Annotated in this window: 8 protein-coding genes; 6 read left to right on the top strand and 2 right to left on the bottom strand. The window is 43.7% G+C overall.

Going from position 1 to position 23,291, the window contains the following annotated elements; translation table 11 throughout:
• The first annotated feature begins 189 nt into the window (after nt 1-189).
• Together ITG09_19950 and ITG09_19945 are read left to right on the top strand one after the other, a co-directional pair.
• Nucleotides 190-1,794, top strand: coding sequence for a mechanosensitive ion channel family protein (locus tag ITG09_19950; protein ID UPR53665.1), 1,605 nt, complete (start codon nt 190-192; stop codon nt 1,792-1,794).
• Between the two features lie 355 nt (nt 1,795-2,149).
• A complete protein-coding gene (locus tag ITG09_19945) occupies nt 2,150-2,983 on the top strand; it encodes a RecX family transcriptional regulator (protein UPR53664.1) in 834 nt (277 codons plus the stop codon).
• 87 nt (nt 2,984-3,070) lie between these two features.
• Here the strand turns inward: ITG09_19945 and ITG09_19940 are convergent, their stop codons facing one another.
• A complete protein-coding gene (locus tag ITG09_19940; protein UPR53663.1) occupies nt 3,071-3,865 on the bottom strand; it encodes a response regulator transcription factor in 795 nt (264 codons plus the stop codon).
• Nucleotides 3,866-4,039: 174 nt separating this feature from the next.
• On the opposite strand from ITG09_19940, the gene ITG09_19935 reads away from it, so the two are divergent.
• The 3 genes from ITG09_19935 to ITG09_19925 all read left to right on the top strand — a co-directional run bounded on the left by ITG09_19935 (nt 4,040) and on the right by ITG09_19925 (nt 6,730).
• A complete protein-coding gene (locus ITG09_19935) occupies nt 4,040-5,056 on the top strand; it encodes a DUF3187 family protein (protein UPR53662.1) in 1,017 nt (338 codons plus the stop codon).
• 157 nt (nt 5,057-5,213) lie between these two features.
• Complete coding sequence (locus tag ITG09_19930) at nt 5,214-6,245, top strand: porin (GenBank protein UPR53661.1); 1,032 nt, start codon at nt 5,214-5,216, stop codon at nt 6,243-6,245.
• A 173-nt stretch (nt 6,246-6,418) separates the two neighbouring features.
• A complete protein-coding gene (locus ITG09_19925; protein UPR53660.1) occupies nt 6,419-6,730 on the top strand; it encodes a hypothetical protein in 312 nt (103 codons plus the stop codon).
• Between the two features lie 118 nt (nt 6,731-6,848).
• Here ITG09_19925 and ITG09_19920 read toward each other — a convergent pair whose 3' ends face one another.
• Nucleotides 6,849-8,696: a M3 family oligoendopeptidase gene (locus tag ITG09_19920; GenBank protein ID UPR53659.1), complete on the bottom strand. Its 1,848-nt coding sequence runs from the start codon at nt 8,694-8,696 to the stop codon at nt 6,849-6,851.
• 255 nt (nt 8,697-8,951) lie between these two features.
• On the opposite strand from ITG09_19920, the gene ITG09_19915 reads away from it, so the two are divergent.
• Nucleotides 8,952-23,282, top strand: coding sequence for an RTX toxin (locus ITG09_19915; GenBank protein ID UPR55191.1), 14,331 nt, complete (start codon nt 8,952-8,954; stop codon nt 23,280-23,282).
• Nucleotides 23,283-23,291: the final 9 nt, after the last annotated feature.

Here is a 23,291-nt window from a genome sequence, read left to right as displayed (position 1 = left end):
GACGATATTGGCTGTTGTTCTTTGTTGGTTGCGTACTCTACAGATCATAAGAGGGGATTGGAACTCTCAAATATTAGATACGTACTGATATTTTGCGAATTTTTAACACAACATACGTTTAAATGCTTGTTATCCATATTCTTTTTACTACTATTTAAGGGGTCAATTTAGACATTCATAGGAATTAACATGATAAAGGTTTGGCGTTGTCTATTTTTAATGTTGGCGTTTGTTGCATCAGGGAGTTTTGCACAAAGTGTCGATAAAATAGCAGAAGTACAAGACCAGCTAATGCTGGACCTAACAACATTAGAAACAGCGCACGATGCTGAGAAGCCGTTTCTAGAAGATATATTAAGACGAAAGAACCAAGCACTACGTAAAGAGATTTCCTCCCAATTATCATCCGATAAGAAGGAAGGCTTAGACGCTGTTCTTGCCCAACAGGTAGAGCTTTTACAACATTTACTGTCATTGAACGAAGTTAAAATTGTCTCTATGAGCAAAGACAACCGTTCGGCTGAGGGGGATTCAAAAAAGCGTCTTGAATTGTTGATTCAAAAACGTATCGGAATGATGGATGATTACTATCAGCAACTCTCTAAAACCTTAAGTTGGTCAAAAGATCGAGGCGTTGATGTATCGGCTGCGGAAAGTCAGTTAAAAACCGCATTGGTTTCTCGTTCTCAATATCTGACCAATGCGATCCTGTATACCGACACGCAGCGTCAAGATCTAGAGCGTCGCTTGTCTTTTGTTAGTGAAGACGAAAAGGCGACAATAAAAACTGAGTTAATACGTTTCAGCGAACGAACCAGTGTAATGGTTGCCAGCCTAGAGACAAGTATCTCTATGATGGCCCCGTTTGGTGTGGATGTCACTTCGTATAAGCGCATTCTATTAGCGACTACTGGGGACATTAACGCCGATGTGTTGGATGTCGATGTTGCACTGGATCTATTGGATAGCTGGCTTCGATCGTTCAGTTCATGGGCGTTTGACAACACGCCTTCATTTATCGTTAAACTCGCTCTGTTTCTCGGTATTTTATACGTAACTCGCCTCATTGCTAACGTGGCTCGTAAGACTGTTCGTAAGAGTGTCTCGCACTCTAAAATGGACTTTAGCGTATTGATGCAGGAGTTCTTCGTATCCATCGCATCTAAAGCGGTCGTGTTTATTGGTTTGCTTATCGCTCTGTCTCAAATTGGGATTGAGTTAGCGCCACTATTAACCGGTTTCGGTGTTGCGGGTGTCATTATTGGTTTCGCATTGCAAGACACACTATCTAACTTTGCGTCAGGTTTGATGATCTTGATCTATCGTCCTTATGATGTGGGCGACATGGTTAAAGTGGCCGGCGTTCAAGGCACAGTAAAAGATATGAGCTTAGTGTCGACGACCATTCAAACCATCGATAACCAACGCTTGGTGATCCCGAACAACAAGATTTGGGGTGACGTTATTAACAACATCACAGCAGAGCGTGTGAGACGTGTGGACATGGTGTTTGGCATTGGTTATTCCGATGACATCGATAAAGCGAAAGCGGTATTAAACGACATCATCATTGCGCACCCTCTAGTACTTAAAAAGCCAGAACATATGATCAAGCTTCATACCTTGAATACGTCATCTGTCGATTTCGTGGTAAGACCTTGGGTTAAAACAGACGATTACTGGGATGTGTATTGGGATGTGACGGAAACCGTGAAGAAACGCTTCGATGAAGAAGGCATCACTATTCCATTCCCTCAACGTGATGTGCATGTTTACAACCACGAAGAGAGCTAATCCGGAGAGAACTAAGTTCGGCGTATCGTCGACTTCTTAAAGTGAAATTAAATGGACGCTGAATAAGCGTCCATTTTATTTGCTGTCAGTTTATACCAATCACAGTAAGTAAGTGATCAGAAATAGCGCAGGAAAAAGGCTTGAGAACAAGGCTGCTCTTTTCGACGAGAAGTTTTGATAAGTAGTTATTCTACAATCAAAAGTTCTAACGCCGTTATCGAGCGTTTTAACCAGCTAGGGTGAACAGTTATTTACTACGATTGGTATTATATTGAGCTTCATTCTTTTATCTCACTTCAACCATCTTAGAATTACGTTATGATGGGGCAGGCTCAGTTTGGACAGTTGAAATCGAATGGATGATTCACAGCAAAAAACGAATACTAGAAATACTACGGTAAGAAAAGCGACACGAATTGAAAGCGTTATGAACTCTGCGATGTGGCATTTAACCCAGAGGGATATGACGGAAAGCGAGCTGATTGCAAAGCTGAAAGTGAAAACCGACAATCAAGAATGGATCGATGAAATTTTGGGTACTCTGAAAGGCTTTGGGTATCTCAAGTCTGACCAAGTGTTTGCAGAACAATTCGTGGAACAAGCATTCTCTGGTGAATTTGGTTCTCGATACATTGTCGAAAAACTGAAGAAGAAAGGCCTGACGGATTCAGTGATTTCTGATGCCATACATAAGGTGTCCTTCGAAAAATCTATTGATGAGCAGAGCATCTTGATAGATCGAATCAACCACTATTACACCAGCTTTACCATGAGCCGTGAAAAGCTGGTTGCGACACTGCAAAAGCGTGGTTTTAGTTATCAGCAGGTAAAAGTCGCGATTGACCAGCACACGCAGTCGCATGAACTGAAGAGTAATATCCAAATCAAAGCTGAGAAAGCGGATTTGGAAAAAGAAGTGCTCAAGTATGCTCGTAAAGGCAAAGGCTTGACCGCTATCCAGCAAGAGCTAAGACAACGACAAATTGACACCAGTGAGTTGTCATCGTTAATCGACCGATTAATTAACGAAGAGCAATTGGATTTTTATTCTTCTTGTTTAGAACAGTTGCAGAAAAAATCCTATGACCTTAACGATCACAAGGAACGTTCAAAGGCTTACGCGATGTTAAGTCGAAAGGGTTTCTCTTCTGACGAGATCAAATTTGCTCTAAGTGAAGGCAATGAGTAGCGCGCGTAATTGAATTCAAGAAAAGTTGAGATCAAGAAACATCGAACGTTAAAATATAAACAGAAGAAGGGCACCGAAAACCTTGTTTTAACGTGTCGTGTGCACGTTCTCTGCAATACCTAAACCATTGCGCAAGGCAAATTGAATAAGGTCATTGTGACTGTTTAGATTCAGCAAACCTAACATGCGGTATTTGTGTGACTCAATGGTTCTCGAGCTTAAGTGAAGCTTATCAGCACACTCTTTTGCACTAAAGCCTTGAGCAATTAGCGCCAGAACCTTGGTTTGTTTTTTGGTGAGTAACAATAGCTTCTCACTGTCATCTTCTAATAAGTTTTCGTTTTGTTTGAGTGTTCTGGCTAACGTTGAATGTTGCCAATAACAGAGCCAAAGTTCACAGACTAACTTTAAGCGTTGGATGTCTTCAAGAGCGAAGGTGGTGTCGTTGTCGTGAAAGTTAGTAAAAGACAATGCACCCCAGCGTTGGTTAAACAGCTGCAAAGGAATGATGCAGTGCCACCTTCCCCCTTCTTTATAGAGCTTCTTTAACACGTAGTTTTTGCTTGAAACGAGTTCGTTGCTGGTAAAAGCGAGATAAGTTTCATTGGTTTTTAAAAGTTTGAGGTAATCAAGGTAGTTACCACCGACCATACTCTTTATATCAACAGGAGGTATGTGTGCTTTGGAAACTGAGCACGTTTTTCCTTCTTCAAGTAAGACCATTGAATTGGGGTAAAGTGTTAAACGATCAATCCCAAACCAATCGAGTACATCAAAGCTTGCTTCTGACCAAGTTGTTTGAAAGTTTTTTGGATCGCTATTAATGAGAGATGTCGATTGTTTCATTAACAGTTGTTCAAAACTAAGGTTTAAAGCAGACACATTTTTCCTTTATAGATACATTCATTTGGTCAATGCACAAAAGATATTCGTTCGAGTAGCTCAGTGCAAGATAAGATTATTATATATATCATAGGTTCTAATCTAAAGTTTTTTATAACTCTTAGTTCTATAACGTTGAGTGATAAGCAGTACATATACTGCATCAATTGAACGGTGTTTTTTAATAAGATCGGGCATTTCTATAGCCGAGTAAACACTGTGATAAGTTTAAGGACATTACTGCCTATTTCAGTCTCGATGTTGAGCTTTTTTCATCCGACTACACACGCAAATAATTCTCCAATGTTTGTGTATGCTCAATCACCCATTCATTCAAATGTACTTTCAACACAACTTCGTTCTGCTCAACCCAATCGAGCGGGAACCGTTGAATTCAAGTCCTCTTATACTCAGGCTAGTATTTGGGCGCACACGAGTGCCTATTCGCTCGATTACTATCAGAACCAGTCAAATATTGCTGTTCAGTGGCAAGCTTCTCCTGTCTGGAAATCCGAGCTGGATTACCGAGTTTTGACTGCAAAAAATAATGGTTTAGACAATTTTGTGATGGGGTTTCATGACCTGTTTCGCATTGGCCAGAATGGTCGCGATCAAGTGGCTGAAGATCAGTTCACCATGGATTTTCATAATGCAGGTGTGCATGTGTCTGGTTTTGAAGGTGATGATTTAACCAACGCACTGACGTTCTACAATGAGATTCTGCTTTATTCTAGGGGGCCAATGTCGCTCTCTGCTGGTGGCTCTTTGTTTTACAACAACGTAAGAAGCGGGCAATTTGCCAGAACAAGCTTCGAACAAGGCGTTCAACTCAATTACAGCTATATCACATCAAGGCATAACTTTTTTTCTACGGTAGGCTTGGTTCACCGTAACGGTGATGACTACTTAGTTGGTTTAGAAGGCTTAAGTTTTGAAAATGTAAGCGCTAGTTGGGCGGTGGGGTATGAGTATGTATTTAACGCTCGGCACAGTTTGTTACTTGAGTCTTTAAATTATCAAGGGTGGGCAAAGGATGAACCCGATTTCTCAGAACCTTCCAATGAAGTAGTTGTGGGTTATCGATATCGTTTTAACCAATTCGCCATCGAAGCCTTGATGATTGAAAACATTCGTAACATGGACAACAGTACTGACATCGGGTTTACGATTGGCTTGCGTTTCTCAATATAAAAGCCATATCAACATATCATTATGTAATTTAATTCATCATGGCTATAAAATTTGAGTAAATTTACGGTATATCAATAACGTAATTTTTTGAACAATAGCGCCACTCCAAAAGGCCGGACTAACAAGGCCGAATCAATATATACAGGTAGTGGTTATCATGAAAAAGACATTAGTAGCACTTGCGATTGCAAGCATTTCAAGTTCAGCTTTTGCTGTAAACACAAGCAGCCAAAACAGCCAGAACGAAGATATGTTTGCTTTTAACCCAATGCATAAAGATCAGTTCTCAGTATCTGGCTCTTTCGGTGTTGGTGGTTACTACGATACTGGCTCTAAAGCTTTTTACGATGACTGGGCAACAGGCCTTACTCTTGCAGTTAACTACCGTAACAACCGTATTGTTGGTTACTTCGAAACTGACTTAATGGTGAACTACACGACAGACAACAACGTATCTGCGAATGACGCAGCAACAGCTGGTTGGACAAACGGTATCGATACTGGTCCAGCAACAGATGTAGATAAAGCATGGCTAGGTTTCGATACTGGTTTCGGTATCGCTTCATTCGGTTGGGAAAACGACACAGCACTAGACAAAGTGGATGGCGCTGGCGATAACACTTACGAGTTTGGCGCTTCTGCTGGCGATGCTTCTGATGCATTCAACGTAGTTAAATTCCAAGGTGCAACTAATGGTATTGCTTACGCAATCTCTTACTTTGAGACTGATGACGATCATAACGACGCAGACAAAGGTGTGAACGGTTACGTTGGTATCGAGCAGGAAGTATTTAGTGTATACGCAGGTTACGAAGCTCGTGACGATGAGAAAGATTACGAAGTATACACTGTAACCGGTAGCATGAAGTTGGGATCAATGAAGTTAGGTCTTAACTCTTGGATCGATCAGGATGATGAAATGAAGAATACTGGTTTCTACTTCTCTGGTGGATACTCACTGAGTGATGATCTGACCATCGCAGCAGGTTACGCTTTCAATACTAACGAAGAAGACAATCTATCAGACGTAGACTCTTCGTACATCAACGTCGCAGCTATGTACCGTATTGCCGATAACGCAGACATGGGTATCGATATCAAGCAAGACATTGAAGGCGCACGTTCAACTGGTAACACGCAATACGACGAAGAAACACACGTATTCGCTGCTGCATACTACTACTTCTAAGAACTTGAACTCGCGAGAGTTTAAGAATTTATAAGACATTTGATGATAATGGTGTAATAGCTTGCCCGGTCGTTACACCATGCTCTCTTCTTTTTGCAGTGTAAGCATCCACAGTTCGGCATGTGGTATGTCACTCAAGTGCTACGAGTGGAATTATTATCTGGAGAAATGTAATGATTAAAAGCATTACAGCCAAGGGTGTTATTTATGGAAATGATACCCTGTTTACGTGTAAACCGAATCGTAATGGATTATTTGAATTGGCGCGTAAACATGGAAGAGTCGCAGGTACTCGCCCACAAGATCTCAAGAATAAGGTTTATACTGAATCTCTTGATGAAGCTTGGAATCTACTCAAAACAGAGAAGTTTTATATTGTTTTGACGGGGCAAGTATTTGGCATTCATCGAAAATCATTGCGAAGTGCTGATTCTGTTGATGTTGAGTTTGATACTGAAATTCGCTCGACATGTGTCACGGTATAGAGCCAAAGCTGAATACAAAAAGGACGATAAACTATCGTCCTTTTTTCGTTTTAGTTTTGGCTAAACCTTGGCTACAGAGGCTCAAACACAATCTATCAACTGTTGTTATCGGTCGTAGTTATCGCCCGTATTGCCCAACGATGAATTGCTCAAACTCATCACACATCTGATGGTTTGATTTGTCATTATTCGTTAACTCGCTTGTCCCATCAACGATCGATATCTTCGCATTCAAATCAGCAACTGGCGCACGCTCTCTTGTCGACAGTTGTTTGATTTTTTGCTCCTCAATACCCCAAGCTTCATCTGGCGATAAGTTGCACTCGTCAGCGAGGTATTTGGCATTAAAACCTTCCCCTGTCAGGTTTTCGATTGTCCCATTATGATCCACGCTATTTCCTTGGTGCCAATAGTGCTTAGCTAGCAAAGGCCCGATCTCTGGGTTATCCGTTAAGTATCCAAACTTGTCGGTGAAATACGCACGAGTTTGATACACCGCCATATGAGCCAACAGGTAACCTTGATACGCGCAAGAGGCTTCATCCGACAATAGGTGCGGGATCGCCATTAATGGGCGAGGGCTACAAGCCAATCCAAGAATCTTTTTCTCACTGCTACGAGCAAGAGCTGTAATTTTTTCAGGTGTCAGATCTTCATCCGCCAATTCGTAAAGTGCTCGCTCGAAATACGGAACTACTAAAATGCTGCGTTCTTGATAAGCTCTGAAGGGTTGTTTGTTATCGATGATTGCTTTGATTAACTCATCTGGTACTGCTTGGCCATCTGCATTGATCGCGTATTGTTTGAGCCAATCGGCGTCATTCAACAAGCTGTCACAAAACATGGATTGTGTTTCGGCATAAGCCATCGAGGTTGGTGCAAACTCTTGAGAGAAACACGGTGCATTCATTTTTACGTTAGCAAAGTGCGCAGCGTGACCACCTTCGTGAAATAGTGTATTGATGCCATCATAACCGCTGCCAACTTGATCGGGCTTTGCGTTGCTTGTGAAGTTAACTTGAGCGGCTACCCAAGTGTCTTGATCGTAGAAAGAAGGGATAGGTCCATGGCAGAAGCCATTAGGGTACTTACCTTTGCGATCAAGCAGATCCAATTTTAATGTAGCTTGAGAGTATTCTATGTTGAGGCGGCCAAAAGATTCAATCCAGCGTCGAAGGGACTTTGAGAATGGAACATAAGGATCGAGATCATTCATAACGTCACCTGCAAAAGAGTAGGTAAAGTTGTGGGCTTGAAGTGCATTCTCTCCTTTCTGCTCTGTCAAATTGACTAGGCTTTGCTTATGGCTATCACGCGTACGTGCTTCGAAGTCGTCCAGGATCGTAAACAGTTGCTCTGTCGTCATCTGTTCGGTTTTCACCACTGAGTAATCAAAAAAGGTTTTAAAACCCAGTGATTGAGCAAATTGATTACGCTTTTTGATTAGCTCAATGAAACCATTCACCAGCAACCACTGTTCTAAGTCGAGCAATGTTTGGTGTGCAGAAAGCCTGACCTTTTCAGTACTATTGGTTCTAACTGTTGAACCTAGAACGGGCAACGAGCCTTCTGTTTCTTCACCCGCCTCATTGACGTAAGTCATTATGTGATTTTGTTTTTTCTCAAACATTTCCGCTTCGAATTTGATGAGGTCAGCTTTCAGTTTCTGAGATTGTTGAGATTCAATCGCGTGAGATTTAAAGGTTGCTAGCCAACCATTCAATCCTGTTAGCGTACTCTCTTTTTCTTGGGGGTCTTGAATCTCATCGATAGCAGAAAGCTGGGCTTCGATAGCAGTAATTTTCTCGGCAGAACTAAGAAACTCAGTCCACTGGGTTTGTGCAAATGTTGACCCATCGTGGTCATCACTTATTCCCATGTAAGTATCCCAAAAGAAGTCTTCTTTTGCTTTGTGAGTCGCAAGATAATCTTGATTTAATTGGTTGAGATAGTTCGTTGCAGTCATGATGTTCCTTGAAAAATAACGCCTGATTTTCAAGATTATGACACATTCATAGGACGTATTTTGTGACGTTGCATATAACGGAATGTAAGTCACAATATCTCGGTTTACATTACGGCGTATGTGTGTAATGTAATTAACTGTTAATGATTTGTTGTTTGCTAGTATTGATTTTAAATAGTTCGCTGATTTCTCCAACCTTTAATTGAGTAAATTGATGTACTCAAGGTCAGCGCTTTTGTAAGGAAGAGGTTTAGGATGGATCCTATTTTATATATCGAAGTTGGTGGTGTTGTTTGGCAAGTATTTCCTGATGGTACTTGGCTTCAATTACCTGCTACGCAGTCAAAAGTTGAAGGCGTGCAAGTCGTCAATATTGAACCTCAGAATTTGCAAGAGGCTCAGCCCTTAACTGAACCACAAATAGAAGCTGTAGAGCAACAGTTGGAAGAGGTTGTCAGTCAACTCGTCAATAACATCGGAAGCACTCCTCAGCAACAGAATTCTGCGAACGATCAGCCTAGTTCTAGCGCTTCCTTTATTGCTTATGTCCGCTCCACATTAGATGAAACCCTCGCAGATGCGGGCTTTGATACTCGTCCCACTGAATATGAAGAGGAAGACACCACTTCAAACGATGGGAATCTAGATGCGCTGTTACCTAGTGCAGAACTGACCGTAGATATACTTGATGGCGGCGACGGTTACGAAAACCAGTTTGAAGTACCAGGTGTCACTATTAAGGGTACGGCTGTGGATGTTCGTGATGGACGAACAGTTGCAATTACCATCACCGATGTTAACGGCAACACATTAACTACCACCGCGATCACAACGAACGAAACTTATGTTGTGAATGGTGTCGATCTTACTTCTCTGGCTGAAGGCGATCTCCAAGTTGATGCGATCATTGCCGATGATTTTGGTAATAGTATCACTGCCAATGACTCCACAATCAAAGATACGCTAGCGACAATCGATGTCGACTTTGATGGCTTTGGTGATGAGTTTTATAACAAATTCGAAGTCAATAACGGTGCCTTAGTAGGTACAGTAACTAATGTTGAAGATGGTCAAACTATCTCCATCACGATTACGGATAGTAAAGGCCTGTCTGTGAGTTACTCAACAATAGTGTCTGGAAATAGCTGGACGCTCGAAAACCAAGATTATTCCAATTTCGCCGAAGGTGAACTCACTGTTGTTGCAAGTACCATCGATATTGCCGGAAACCCAACGTCAGCTAGCGATACCATTGTTAAAGATACGATTGACCGAATCCTTGTCAGATTCGATGGATTTGGCGATAACTATTATAACGAAAATGAAGTTAGCAAAGGCGCACTGATTGGTGCGATCTTCAATGTCGAAGATGGTCAAGCTATTGATATTACGATTACAGATAGTAATGGTTTGTCTGTTAACTACACCACAGTTGTTTTTGGCAATTTTTGGAGTCTGAAAGACCAAGATTACTCTGGCTTCGCGGAAGGTGAGTTGACGGTTGTCGCTGCCACGACGGATGTAGCTGGCAATACGATTTCGTCTACCGACACAATTATTAAAGATACCTTAGTGAACATTGGTGTTGATTTCTCTGCATCTGCTGATGAGTTTTATAATCAAGCTGAAGTCTCCAATGGGGCGTTGGTTGGTACTGTGGCAAATGTGGAAGACGGTCAAACTATATCTATCACGATCACAGATGCTAATGGCAAGTCGGTTGATTATTCAACTGCGGTATCCGGTGGTAACTGGACCCTGACTGGCCAAGATTACTCAGGTTTTGCAGACGGCGAGCTAACGGTTGAAGCTACGGTTACGGACATTGCCGGTAATACTGCTACTTCTAGCGATACTATCGTCAAAGATACACTGGCGGATATCAGTGTCGATTTTGAGGGCTTTGGCGATGAGTATTACAACTCTGCTGAGGTCAGTAATGGCGCATTAGTTGGAACGGTGACCAATGTTGAAGATGGCCAGACAGTATCAATCACCATCACCGATGTTGATGGTAAATCAGAAAATTATACCGCGACAGTGACTGGTGGCGAATGGACATTAGTCGGTCAAGACTATTCCACTTTTTCTGAAGGTACGTTAACAGTTGAAGCTACGGTTTCAGACGTTGCGGGTAATACGGCAACTTCTAGCGATACCATCGTCAAAGATACGTTGGCTGATATCAGTGTCGATTTTGATGGTTTTGGTGATGAGTATTACAACTCAACAGAGGTGAGTAATGGCGCATTGGTTGGTACGGTGACCAATGTTGAAGATGGCCAAACAGTGTCAATCACCATCACCGATGTTGATGGCAAGTCAGAAAATTATACCGCTACAGTCAACGCTGGTAACTGGACTCTGACTGGCCAAGATTACTCAGGTTTTGCAGAAGGCGAGTTAACGGTTGAAGCTACGGTTACGGACGTTGCGGGTAATACAGCAACTTCTAGCGATACTATCGTCAAAGATACACTGGCGGACATCAGTGTTGATTTTGATGGATTTGGTGATGAGTATTACAACTCCGCCGAAGTGAGTAATGGCACTTTGGTCGGAACGGTGACCAATGTTGAAGATGGCCAAACAGTGTTAATCACCATCACCGATGTTGATGGCAAGTCAGAAAATTATACCGCTACGGTCACCGCTGGTGAATGGACATTAGTCGGTCAAGACTATTCCACTTTTTCTGAAGGTACGTTAACAGTTGAAGCTACGGTTTCAGACGTTGCGGGCAATACGGCAACTTCTAGCGATACCATCGTCAAAGATACGTTGGCTGATATCAGTGTCGATTTTGATGGTTTTGGTGATGAGTATTACAACTCTGCCGAGGTCAGTAATGGCGCATTAGTTGGCACGGTAACCAATGTTGAAGATGGCCAAACAGTGTCAATCACCATCACCGATGTTGATGGTAAGTCAGAAAATTATACCGCGACAGTGACTGGTGGCGAATGGGCTCTAACTGGCCAAGATTACTCTGCTTTCGCTGAAGGCACGCTAACAGTAGAAGCAACGGTTACGGACGTTGCGGGTAATACAGCAACTTCTAGCGATACTATCGTTAAAGATACACTGGCGGACATCAGTGTTGATTTTGATGGATTTGGTGATGAGTATTACAACTCCGCCGAAGTGAGTAATGGCGCATTAGTTGGCACAGTGACCAATGTTGAAGATGGCCAAGAAGTTTCAATCACTATCACCGATGTTGATGGCAAGTCAGAAAATTATACCGCGATAGTTTCTGGTGGCGAGTGGAGTCTCATTGGTCAAGATTATTCAGCCTTCGCTGAAGGTACGTTAACAGTAGAAGTTACGGTTACGGACGTTGCCGGCAACACTGCTACTTCTAGCGATACGATCGTCAAAGATACACTGGCGGATATCAGTGTCGATTTTGATGGCTTTGGTGATGAGTATTACAACTCTGCCGAGGTGAGTAATGGCGCATTAGTTGGCACGGTGACCAATGTTGAAGATGGCCAGACAGTATCAATCACCATCAACGATGTTGATGGTAAATCAGAAAATTATACAGCGATAGTTTCCGGTGGCGAATGGACTCTAACTGGCCAAGATTACTCTGCTTTCGCTGAAGGCACGCTAACAGTAGAAGCAACGGTTACGGACGTTGCGGGCAATACTGCAACTTCTAGCGATACCATAGTTAAAGATACTTTGGCGGACATCAGTGTCAATTTCGATGGTTTTGGTGATGAGTATTACAACTCTGCCGAGGTCAATAATGGTGCATTGGTCGGCACGGTGACCAATGTTGAAGATGGCCAAGAAGTTTCAATCACCATCACCGATGTTGATGGTAAGTCAGAAAATTATACCGCGACAGTCACTGGTGGTGAATGGACTCTAACTGGCCAAGATTACTCTGCTTTCGCTGAAGGCACGCTAACAGTAGAAGCAACGGTTACGGACGTTGCGGGCAATACGGCAACTTCTAGCGATACCATAGTTAAAGATACGTTGGCGGACATCAGTGTCAATTTCGATGGATTTGGTGACGAGTATTACAACTCTGCTGAGGTCAGTAATGGCGCATTAGTTGGCACGGTGACCAATGTTGAAGATGGCCAAGAAGTTTCAATCATTATCACTGATGTTGATGGCAAGTCAGAAAATTATACCGCGACAGTCACTGGTGGTGAATGGACTCTAACTGGCCAAGATTACTCTGCTTTCGCTGAAGGTACGTTAACAGTAGAAGCTACGGTTACGGACGTTGCGGGCAATACGGCAACTTCTAGCGATACCATCGTTAAAGATACGTTGGCTGATATCAGTGTCGATTTTGATGGTTTTGGTGATGAGTATTACAACTCCGCCGAGGTCAGTAATGGCGTATTAGTTGGCACGGTAACCAATGTTGAAGATGGCCAAGAAGTTTCAATCACTATCACGGATATTGATGGCAAGTCAGAAAATTATACCGCGACAGTCACTGGTGGTGAATGGACATTAGTCGACCAAGACTATTCGGATTTTGCAGAAGGTATCTTGACTGTAGAGGCTACAGTTACGGACGTTGCAGGTAATACTGCTACTTCTAGCGACACCATAGTGAAAGATACGTTAGCGGACATCAGTGTCAATTTCGATGGTTTTGGTGACGAGTATTACAACTCTGCTGAGGTCAGTAATGGCGCATTAGTTGGCACGGTGACCAATGTTGAAGATGGCCAAGAAGTTTCAATCATTATCACTGATGTTGATGGCAAGTCAGAAAATTATACCGCGACAGTCACTGGTGGTGAATGGACATTAGTCGACCAAGACTATTCGGTTTTTGCAGAAGGTATCTTGACTGTAGAGGCTACAGTTACGGACGTTGCAGGTAATACTGCTACTTCCAGTGACACAATCGTCAAAGATACACTGGCGGACATCAGTGTCGATTTTGATGGCTTTGGTGATGAGTATTACAACTCTGCCGAGGTCAATAATGGCGCATTGGTTGGTACGGTGACTAATGTTGAGAATGGCCAAACAGTATCAATCACCATCACCGATGCCGATGGTAAGTCAGAAAATTATACAGCGATAGTTTCCGGTGGCGAATGGACTCTAACTGGCCAAGATTACTCTGCCTTCGCTGAAGGTACGTTAACAGTAGAAGCTACGGTTACGGACGTTGCGGGCAATACGGCAACTTCTAGCGATACCATCGTTAAAGATACGTTGGCTGATATCAGTGTCGATTTTGATGGTTTTGGTGATGAGTATTACAACTCTGCCGAAGTCAGTAATGGCGCATTAGTTGGCACGGTGACCAATGTTGAAGATGGCCAGACAGTATCAATCACCATCACTGATGTCGATGGTAAGTCAGAAAATTATACCGCGATAGTTTCTGGTGGCGAGTGGACCCTGACGGGGCAGAACTACTCAGGTTTTGCTGAAGGCGAGTTAACGGTTGAAGCAAGCGTTACGGACGTTGCCGGTAATACTGCTACTTCTAGCGATACCATCGTCAAAGATACGTTAGCGGACATCAGTGTCGATTTTGATGGTTTTGGTGATGAGTATTACAACTCTGCCGAGGTCAATAATGGCGCATTAGTTGGCACGGTGACCAATGTTGAAGATGGCCAAGAAGTTTCAATCACTATCACCGATGTTGATGGTAAGTCAGAAAATTATGCCGCGATAGTTTCCGGTGGTGAATGGACATTAGTCGGCCAAGATTACTCTGCTTTCGCTGAAGGTACGTTAACAGTTGAAGTTACGGTTTCAGACGTTGCGGGCAATACGTCAACTTCTAGCGATACTATCGTCAAAGATACACTGGCGGATATCAGTGTCGATTTTGATGGTTTTGGTGATGAGTATTACAACTCTGCCGAGGTCAGTAATGGCGCATTAGTTGGCACGGTGACCAATGTTGAGAATGGCCAGACAGTATCAATCATTATCACGGATATTGATGGCAAGTCAGAAAATTATGCCGCGATAGTTTCCGGTGGCGAATGGACTCTAACTGGCCAAGATTACTCTGCTTTCGCTGAAGGCACGCTAACAGTAGAAGCAACGGTTACGGACGTTGCGGGCAATACGGCAACTTCTAGCGATACCATAGTTAAAGATACGTTGGCGGACATCAGTGTCAATTTCGATGGTTTTGGTGATGAGTATTACAACTTAGCCGAAATTACTAATGGTGCCTTGGTTGGCACAGTGACCAATGTTGAAGACGGTCAAACGATCACTATTACCATCACCGATAGCCTTAATGTCTCCCAAGTTTATACGACCACAGTAGTTGGCGGAAACTGGACGCTGACAGGTCAAGACTATTCGGGATTTGCAGAAGGAATCTTGACCGTAGAGGCTAGCGTTACGGATGTTGCGGGGAACACGGTCACTTCTAGCGACACAATAGTGAAAGATACGCTAGCCAGTATCACCGCAGAATTTGATGATGCCGATAACATACTCAACACCGAAGAGGTTCAATCTGTTCGTCTACAAGGTGTTGTTCAAAATGTAGAAAATGGACAGCCTATTACCGTCACAGTTACCGATAGCAATAATCAGTCTATCACGTTACAAACCGTAGTTATTGCAGGTGCTTGGAGCATCGATGATATCGATCTGTCTGCGTTTGCTGATGGCAATATTACGGTAGAGGCGGTTACCGTTGATATTGCGGGTAATGAAACGACGGGGACTGACAGCACAGGGCAAATTAATACCGTACCGCCTGTTATTGATATTGATACCTTGTCTGGTTTCAACATCTTGGATTTCCGTAGCGGCGATTTAACCACCATGCAGGGGACAACCGATGTCTCCGAAGGCTTACCTGTTTACATCGAGATCAATGATGGTACTCAAACGCTGACTTTTGTTGGAGTCGTGGATGCGTCAGGTGGCTGGCTAGTCGAGAATATTGATGTCTCTAGCTTAGACCCATCTACTGAGTGGATTATAGATGCGAGAGTGGCCAATTTGATTGGCAATGAAGTCAGCGATGACATGCCAAGTATTATACTGCCAGGTTCAGTCTCATTTTCTGAAAGCACGGTCGGGATCTTCGGAGATCAAACCCAAGTTGCTGACATCAATATTCAGTTTGCTGACGAGTTCGCTTTTAGTGCAAACCAAGTCTCTGCCGAGGGAGTGACGTCTCAAGGTCAATCTATCGCTATTGCATTAGAGTCTGACGGCCAAGTGCTCAAAGCAACACGAACCGATGGAACACTGGTTTTCGAAGCTAAGATTGTTGGAGATACCGTTGAGATCACCTTTTACCAAGCGGTTGACCAACAAGCTGGTGAAGAGTTACTTCAAACGTCGATCATTATCGAAGGTCTTCAGATTGATGACGATGGAACCACTGAGCTCGTTTTAGGCGAATTACCGATCACGATTCTAGATTCCGAACCTTTGCTGTTCGGCGAGTCTTACTCGATGGTTGAAGGTGAAATATCGTCAGGCAACGTTCTTAGCAATGACATTGACCTTGATACTGCTCTAACCATTAGTAGCGTCGAAGTTGGTGGAGTCAGCAAGGACATTTCAGGTGCAACTCCTGCGGTGTTCAATACCGGGGATGGTGTATTGACCGTATTTGCCAATGGCCAGTGGACCTTTGAAGCAAATCGAAATCTAGATCATAACCAAGACCATACCGTTATCTTCAATTACGTTGCCGCTGACTCTAGTGGTGATTTTGGCTCTGCAACGGCGACCATTGATATCACTGATGGTGCGGCAGGACAGATATTGGATGATTCGAAAACGGTGACGGAAGTCGACGTGACCTCCGGTTCGCAAACCATCAATGCTCAATTTACTATATTAGGTGGGTCGGATAACCCAGACCCAGATTCTATACAATTTAGCCCTGAGACTGTCGCGCAACTAGAAGCATTAGGTATCACTTCGGGAGGCGACTCTACAGCACTTACTTATACTCTCAGCGCAGATGGTCTCATTATTACAGCTAAGCAAGGTGATGATGATGTGTTCTCGTTTTCAATGACGACAACGGTCGACGGGAACAATGTACTTGCCGATATTGTATTAGTGATTGAACGCCCACTCGATCATGTTATCACCAGCGATTTACTCACGATTCCGTTGAATATTATTGGTACAGATACTGATGGCACTGCTTTAGAAAACGGCCAAATATCATGGGTGATAGAAGACGGTAATGATCCGAGTTTAGTTCTTGATTCAAATGCTTCAGTCAACGAGTCTGATTTAAGCAATGCTCCTGTCGGTGAAGTCAGTAGCACCGGAACCTTCAGTATCGGGATTGGCAGTGATTACTTAGACAGTGTGTTCTTTGATCTAGCAGACCAACCTCTGCTCTTCAGCGGCGGTGAACAGATTTATTACACGGTTTCTGAGGATGGAACATTATTGACTGGCTACGCAGGGCCAGTAGCTGGTGGTGACGTTGCCTTTACTGTGAGTTTTTCCGCGCCCGTATCCGGTGATGTAGACAGCAGTGTGGATTATGTCTTCACTCTTTATAAAGGCTTAGATCAAACCAATGGTACGGATTCTCTTCCTTTTACTGTTACTGCTCGCGATTCAGATAATGATAAAACCAAACTAGACCTTAACATCTCTATTACTGACGGTGGTGAACCGTTTATTGGAAGTGGCACGGTTGAACTATCTGAAACACCTATCGCCAATACAACACCAGATGGCGTAAGACAAAGCGCAGTGGTCAATTTGGATATCACTGCATCGCATGATCCTATCGTTTATCTTGGTATTGATGTGACAAACGGTCAGGCGGTTTTAGATGGTGATGGTGAAGCCGTTACTCATAATGGTGAAGCGTTAACTTGGAGAGACAATGGTGACGGCAGTTTCGATGCGATATTAAGTAATGGCGATGTCATTATGCAGATTCGTCTACCTTCGGACTATTTCCTAGAAGCCAATGCTTCCGGTACGGTTGCCGTTGAGATTGATCTATATCGTTCTATTGACCATGGCACTGGGTTAAAAGATACCGAATTGAATATACCAACAACGGTTGTCGTTATTGATTCAGACGGTTCGCGTTCCACTCAAGAGTCAGACATTAAAATATACGATGGTAAGGATCCTACATTCTCGGTTGTAGGCAGCATATCTGTCGATGAAGATGGCCTCATTGGTGACAACGAACAAACTGGGACTGAAGAACCAAGCCCATCGATCGCGATTATCCAAGGTTCGGACGATATCGTATCAGTTTCAATCAACATCGATGCTTTTGACGCCCTCGGTTACAGCAGTGGCGGACGAGCTATATCCTTGCAAGAAGCAAATGCCGATGGTTGGTATTACGCTCAAGATACATCGGGTAACGATATCTTCCGAATTCGTTTTAACAACGATGGCACAACAGAGTTCAACCTATATGCACCGCTTGATCATGCCACGGGTGACGGTGAAAATAATCTTGCTGTGAATTTTGAATTGGTCGTTACTGATGCCGATGGTGATAGCTCAGATCCGGCTATTTATGCTGTTAATGTTACGGATGCAGTGCCAACTTCTCGCTCTGGATCCATTGAGATGGTGGAAGGCGATAATCTCAGCGGACAGTTCTTAACAGAAGAATTTGCTGGTGCGGATGGCGCCGTCATTGTTAGTTTTGACTATCGTGGTGATACCTACACTTTTACCGATGCAATTACGTCAATCGAGATTGATCTAATTAATGATTTTGATAATAGCGTCTACGGTCAGTTTGCGCTTAACTCTGATGGCAGCTACCAACTGACTACTAATGCCAATGTATCAACTGACCCTACCGATCCTCGATTAATCGATGACATTGATTATTTGGTTCGCGATGCCGATGGTGATGAGGTCACGAGTACTGCAGAGCTTGTCCTAGATGATAACGAAGGCTTTATTCGTTATGAGGATTCTGAAACTACAGAAGATAACGATGCCATTATTGTTGTGAGTGTTTCTACCGGAGACGTTGACCAAAGCGAAACCGTTACGGCTATTGAATTCTCAGAAGATTCTTTGCAAGGCGGTAGCTTGTACCTGAATGGGGTGCTGCTTGAGGTTGTAGACGGCAAAGTGACGCTTTCAGGCAATCAGTTAACGGCGATTGATAGCCAGTTTACCGGCCCGAATGGTCAGTTGACGTATCGTCCAGCTCTGAATGAATCGAATACGACCTCAACGGTTATTCTAGCGATCAACGCCATCATTAGTACTGACACGGTTCCAAAAGAATTGACCGCTGATGTTGCCGTTTCGGTATTACCCGTGGCTGATGCACCGGATTGGTCTGATTCAGTGTTCACCTACCAATCGGTGGAAGATGACGCAGACCCAATTAAATTAGATATCACTGCTCAGTTGGTTGACCAAGATACATCTGAAGAACTGTCTTACACCATTAGCGGTATTCCAGATGGGCTCAATATCACCTTGAACGGTAACGCCGTTAAAGAAGGCAAAGAGTACACCCAAAACCAAATCAACAAAATGGAAATCAGAGCTGATGAAAATCTTGCGGGTCGATTCGAGTTTGAGATTACTGCGATTGCAACCGAAGCGGGAAACACCTTCGCTGACCCCGATGATAAAACGGCCGATATTGTTAATACTGTCGTTGTAGAGATCTCACCGGATGCTGATACTCCAATTTTATCTGTTAAAGATTACAAAGGTCTGGAAGATGAAAGCATCTTCCTAAAGAATGTAATCAATGGTGCGTTGACTGATACCGATGGTTCTGAGTCGTTAAGTTATCAAATTGAAGTACAAGACGGCTGGGCGATTCAAGGCGGGTTGTTTGACCTAATTGGTCCTAATACTTATCTCGTTTCTGCTGAAGCGATAGAGAACGGAACCGCTTATCTAATACCAAAAGAAGACATCAGCTCCTTTACGGAAGACCTATTCATTAATGTGACTGCCGTTTCTTATGAATCGACAGTTGACTCGTTAGACCCTGTTAATGTGACCGCGCTTAGCGATACCAAAACCATCAATATTTTCCTCAAGGGTGTCGTCGATGAGCCTATTGTTGTGGATGGCGGAAATGCGCATTGGGAATATGACAGTGATACCAAAGTCATCAGCAACCAATCTGTTCTCAATGAAGATGGTTTGATTCGTCTCGATTTTGTAGTCCAAACCTCAGATGACGATGCCTCAGAAGAGATTAATATACTCCTGACCAATATTCCTGACGGCACCTTGCTGGTGGATTCATTGGGTGAGCCTGTGTCGCTGACCATCGCCTACATTGACGATGTAACAGGGCCAGTATTCCAAGTCTCTAACGCCCAACTGAATGATTTGTATCTCAAGCCAATTACTGATTTTAGTGGCGAGCTAGAGCTAACTATTATTGCTATCTCGACAGAGCCTGATGGTGATTCGGGCGAATTCCCGATGACCTTAAAGGTAGAATTAGCACCGATTGTCGATCAAGAAGATGGTCAAACGGTGAGTACTCAAGGTATTGAAGACAGTCAAATTGGATTGAATCTTGAACCATCGGTGAATCAAGATGTTGATGGCAGTGAGTCTTTAACGGGATATGTGATTGATAGCCTTCCTGCTGATCTGACTCTTTATTTCGATGGCAGTGTTATCGCCGTACCAGCTTCAGGGTTAGATTTAGAAAGTTTATTAGACTCTACGACGCCAACATTGTCCGAGCTTTTAAGTAGCGGAAGACTGTCAGTCACGGCTACTGAAGATTTGAGCGGTATATTTTCGATCCCAATTACTTACGAAGTTACCGACACTTCGCCGACAGGCACGACTGATGTAAAAGATATCTCGGGTTCAATCAGCGTCACCGTCGATGCGAGGGTTGAGTTAGATACTCGTTTAGAAAGTTCTGGTCAGCTATACATCAGTAAAGATGGTTCTCCGGTCAACGTGTCGGACGCCGTTACTTTTGTTGACGCTGATATGGATGGCTCAGAGTATTTAGATTATATCTTGATCGATGTGCCTGATGGTTATTCGCTGATTATCGATCACCCGAACGGAGCCGCTCAAGATGTTTCAGGAAACTGGATTATCTCTGCGAACGGCCTGACGAGTGACTCTATCCAAGAGTTGGCGCAAGAAATCTTGAGCGGTATGACGATCTCTAGCCCAAGCGATACTCCCGTTTTAGATATTGTGGTTCGTGCTCGTGTGATTGATGGTGAAGATTCGAAGTATATTGATACTTCATTCCAAATTCAGATCACTGGCCATGACGGTGGTGGCGGTACTTGTGACCCCGTTGGCCCACCAAGTCCCATTCAACCGGGTGGTGATATTAAGACTGATGAAGGTGAAGATATCGATTTAACGGGCTTGCTCAATACCAATGTAGCGAGTGACCCAGACAATACGATCTCTTTCTATATTCCTGCTGATTCTCTTCCTGAAGGCGTCGAGATTTCAGGTGATGGTGTTATTGCGGAATATGATGCGGCTGGCGAAGTTGTCGGTTACTCAATTACTGCCGATGGTCTCTCGAAACTGACGTTAACCGGATTGGACGAAGACTTTGCCGGCTGTATCGACTTTACGATCAAGACCATTGAAACCTCGCCGTGTAATGGCGATACATTAACAACCGAACAAACGATAAGTATCCAAGTGCTGCCAGTCGTGGATGACATTACCGTTGCCACAGATTCGACAACAATCCAGGAAGATATCGCCACGGATCTTAATCTTGAGCTCGTTCTCGGTGATAGCGTTGAAGATGGCCAGTTAATCACGGGTGAAGGTAACAGCGCTACCGGCAAAGAAACCGTTAACTCCCTGACGATTACGGTATCAAATGGCGGTACGTTATCAGAGAGTCCTGCTGATACTGGGTTGTTGGTTGATAACGGCAATGGTACTTGGACGGTAACGGATCCTAGCCGCTTGAGTGATGTGCTGGTGACACCACCTGAACATTACAGCGGCGAAATCACCTTAACGGTAACGGCAAATATTACCGATGAAGCGGATTGTGTCGTTGAAACGGATACTCAAGACAAGACAACCGTAGTGACGATCACCGTTGAACCTGTTGCTGATGCGGCGAACTTGGTGACTGAGGATATAGTTGGTGACGAAGACAACTATATTTCATTGTCATCACTAAGCGCGGAGTTGATCGACCAAGATGGCTCCGAAAATATGTCCTTGGCATTGAAAGGCGTGCCTGAAGGTGCGGTTGTTGCGATAAAGGTAGGCGACAGCTACGAATTAGTTCCTAACAATGGCGTCGATGGCGGTACCTTTGATGGTAACCCTACTTATGAATGGCAGGTTGATCCAAGTCAGCTTGCTAATCTCGTTATTCTGCCACCACGAGATTTTAGTGGTGATATGAATCTAGTCCTTGAGGCGATTACTCAAGAAATCGGCACGACAGAAATTCGCTATACCGAATCTGAATTCACCGTCGGTGTGAATCCTATTGGTGATAAAGTGGAGTTCTTCGATTTACCTGAACAGCTCACTGGAAGTGAAGATGATGGCATCGTGATTCCTCTTGATGCCAATAGCTTTGAAACCAACAGTGATGAGTTTTTAGCGATTACGGTAACAGTGAATGGAACTTCGGATCCATCAGGTTTAGTTGGGCTAGATCGAATTCGAATTGGTTCAGAAACCAGTTCTTTCACCAGTGTTGGTGGCATCATACAGGCGACGATCCTCGTTAAAGCAAGTTCTGTTGATGAACTCGAATTCTTTGCGGGCGATGCGTTTGGTAACCTCGATATTACGATTACCGGCCGAACGGTCGATCAAAACACGGTACTTGGTGAGTTAGTGGTCGACACGGGTGACCCGAGCTCGCAAGACATGACACTTATTATCACACCAGAGCCTGATGCTCCGTTATTGAGCGTTGAATACGCATCTATTGTGGCAGAAGCAAGCGGCACGATACCTCTCGGTTTAGATCTTTCCCTTGTAAACCCTGCCGATTCTGAAGTGGGCTTTATTACCATCTATGACATCCCTGCGGGTTTGACCTTCTCACACGGTTCTATGGTTGATGGTCAATACGTGGTGGATTTAGCAGATGTATCGAGTTTGGCTATTACTGGCGGCTACGATGACGTTGATCCATTTGAACTCACTATTGAACCCTCTGCTGAGATAGGCAACAACCAAGCGGTAGGGTTGCCTCAAACCGTATCGGTTGAATTTGTTGCTGAAGGGGACTCTACGGTTACCGCGACAGATGATAACGACCTGCTGGTTGGTGGGACGGGCTCAGATAATTTTGTGTTCGCATCTTCAGGCTTAGGGAGTGCAGAAGCCCCAAGCTACGATGTGATTCAAGATTTTGATGCGTCTCCAGACACTGATGCAATTGACCTCTCGGGTATTTTAGGAAGTCTAGGGCTCAATACAGGGCTAGGGGCAACACAATATCTAGATTTAGAAGAATCTGGTGAAGGCGTGACCATTTCTATTAAACCTAATGGCGACGAAGACGTTCAACAAAACATCTTATTAGCCGATGTTACGTACGATGATCTGTATCAAGGCGACAGTAGTGGTGCGTTAGAAGCACAAATTTTACAAAAAATGATAGAAGACAATAATTTAACGCTGTAAGTTAGAGGT

This window comes from Vibrio cyclitrophicus, assembly GCA_023206055.1.
GTDB lineage: Bacteria > Pseudomonadota > Gammaproteobacteria > Enterobacterales > Vibrionaceae > Vibrio > Vibrio cyclitrophicus_A.
The sequence above is the reverse complement of the archived record's forward strand: the minus strand, read 5'-3'. Positions and strand labels throughout refer to the sequence as shown.

Bases quoted from the DNA above. Each gene is read 5' to 3' on its own strand.
- ITG09_19950 (UPR53665.1), top strand. From the start codon at position 190: ATGATAAAGGTTTGGCGTTGTCTATTTTTAATGTTGGCGTTTGTTGCA.
- ITG09_19945 (UPR53664.1), top strand. From the start codon at position 2,150: ATGGATGATTCACAGCAAAAAACGAATACTAGAAATACTACGGTAAGA.
- ITG09_19930 (UPR53661.1), top strand. From the start codon at position 5,214: ATGAAAAAGACATTAGTAGCACTTGCGATTGCAAGCATTTCAAGTTCA.
- ITG09_19925 (UPR53660.1), top strand. From the start codon at position 6,419: ATGATTAAAAGCATTACAGCCAAGGGTGTTATTTATGGAAATGATACC.
- ITG09_19920 (UPR53659.1), bottom strand. From the start codon at position 8,696: ATGACTGCAACGAACTATCTCAACCAATTAAATCAAGATTATCTTGCG.
- ITG09_19915 (UPR55191.1), top strand. From the start codon at position 8,952: ATGGATCCTATTTTATATATCGAAGTTGGTGGTGTTGTTTGGCAAGTA.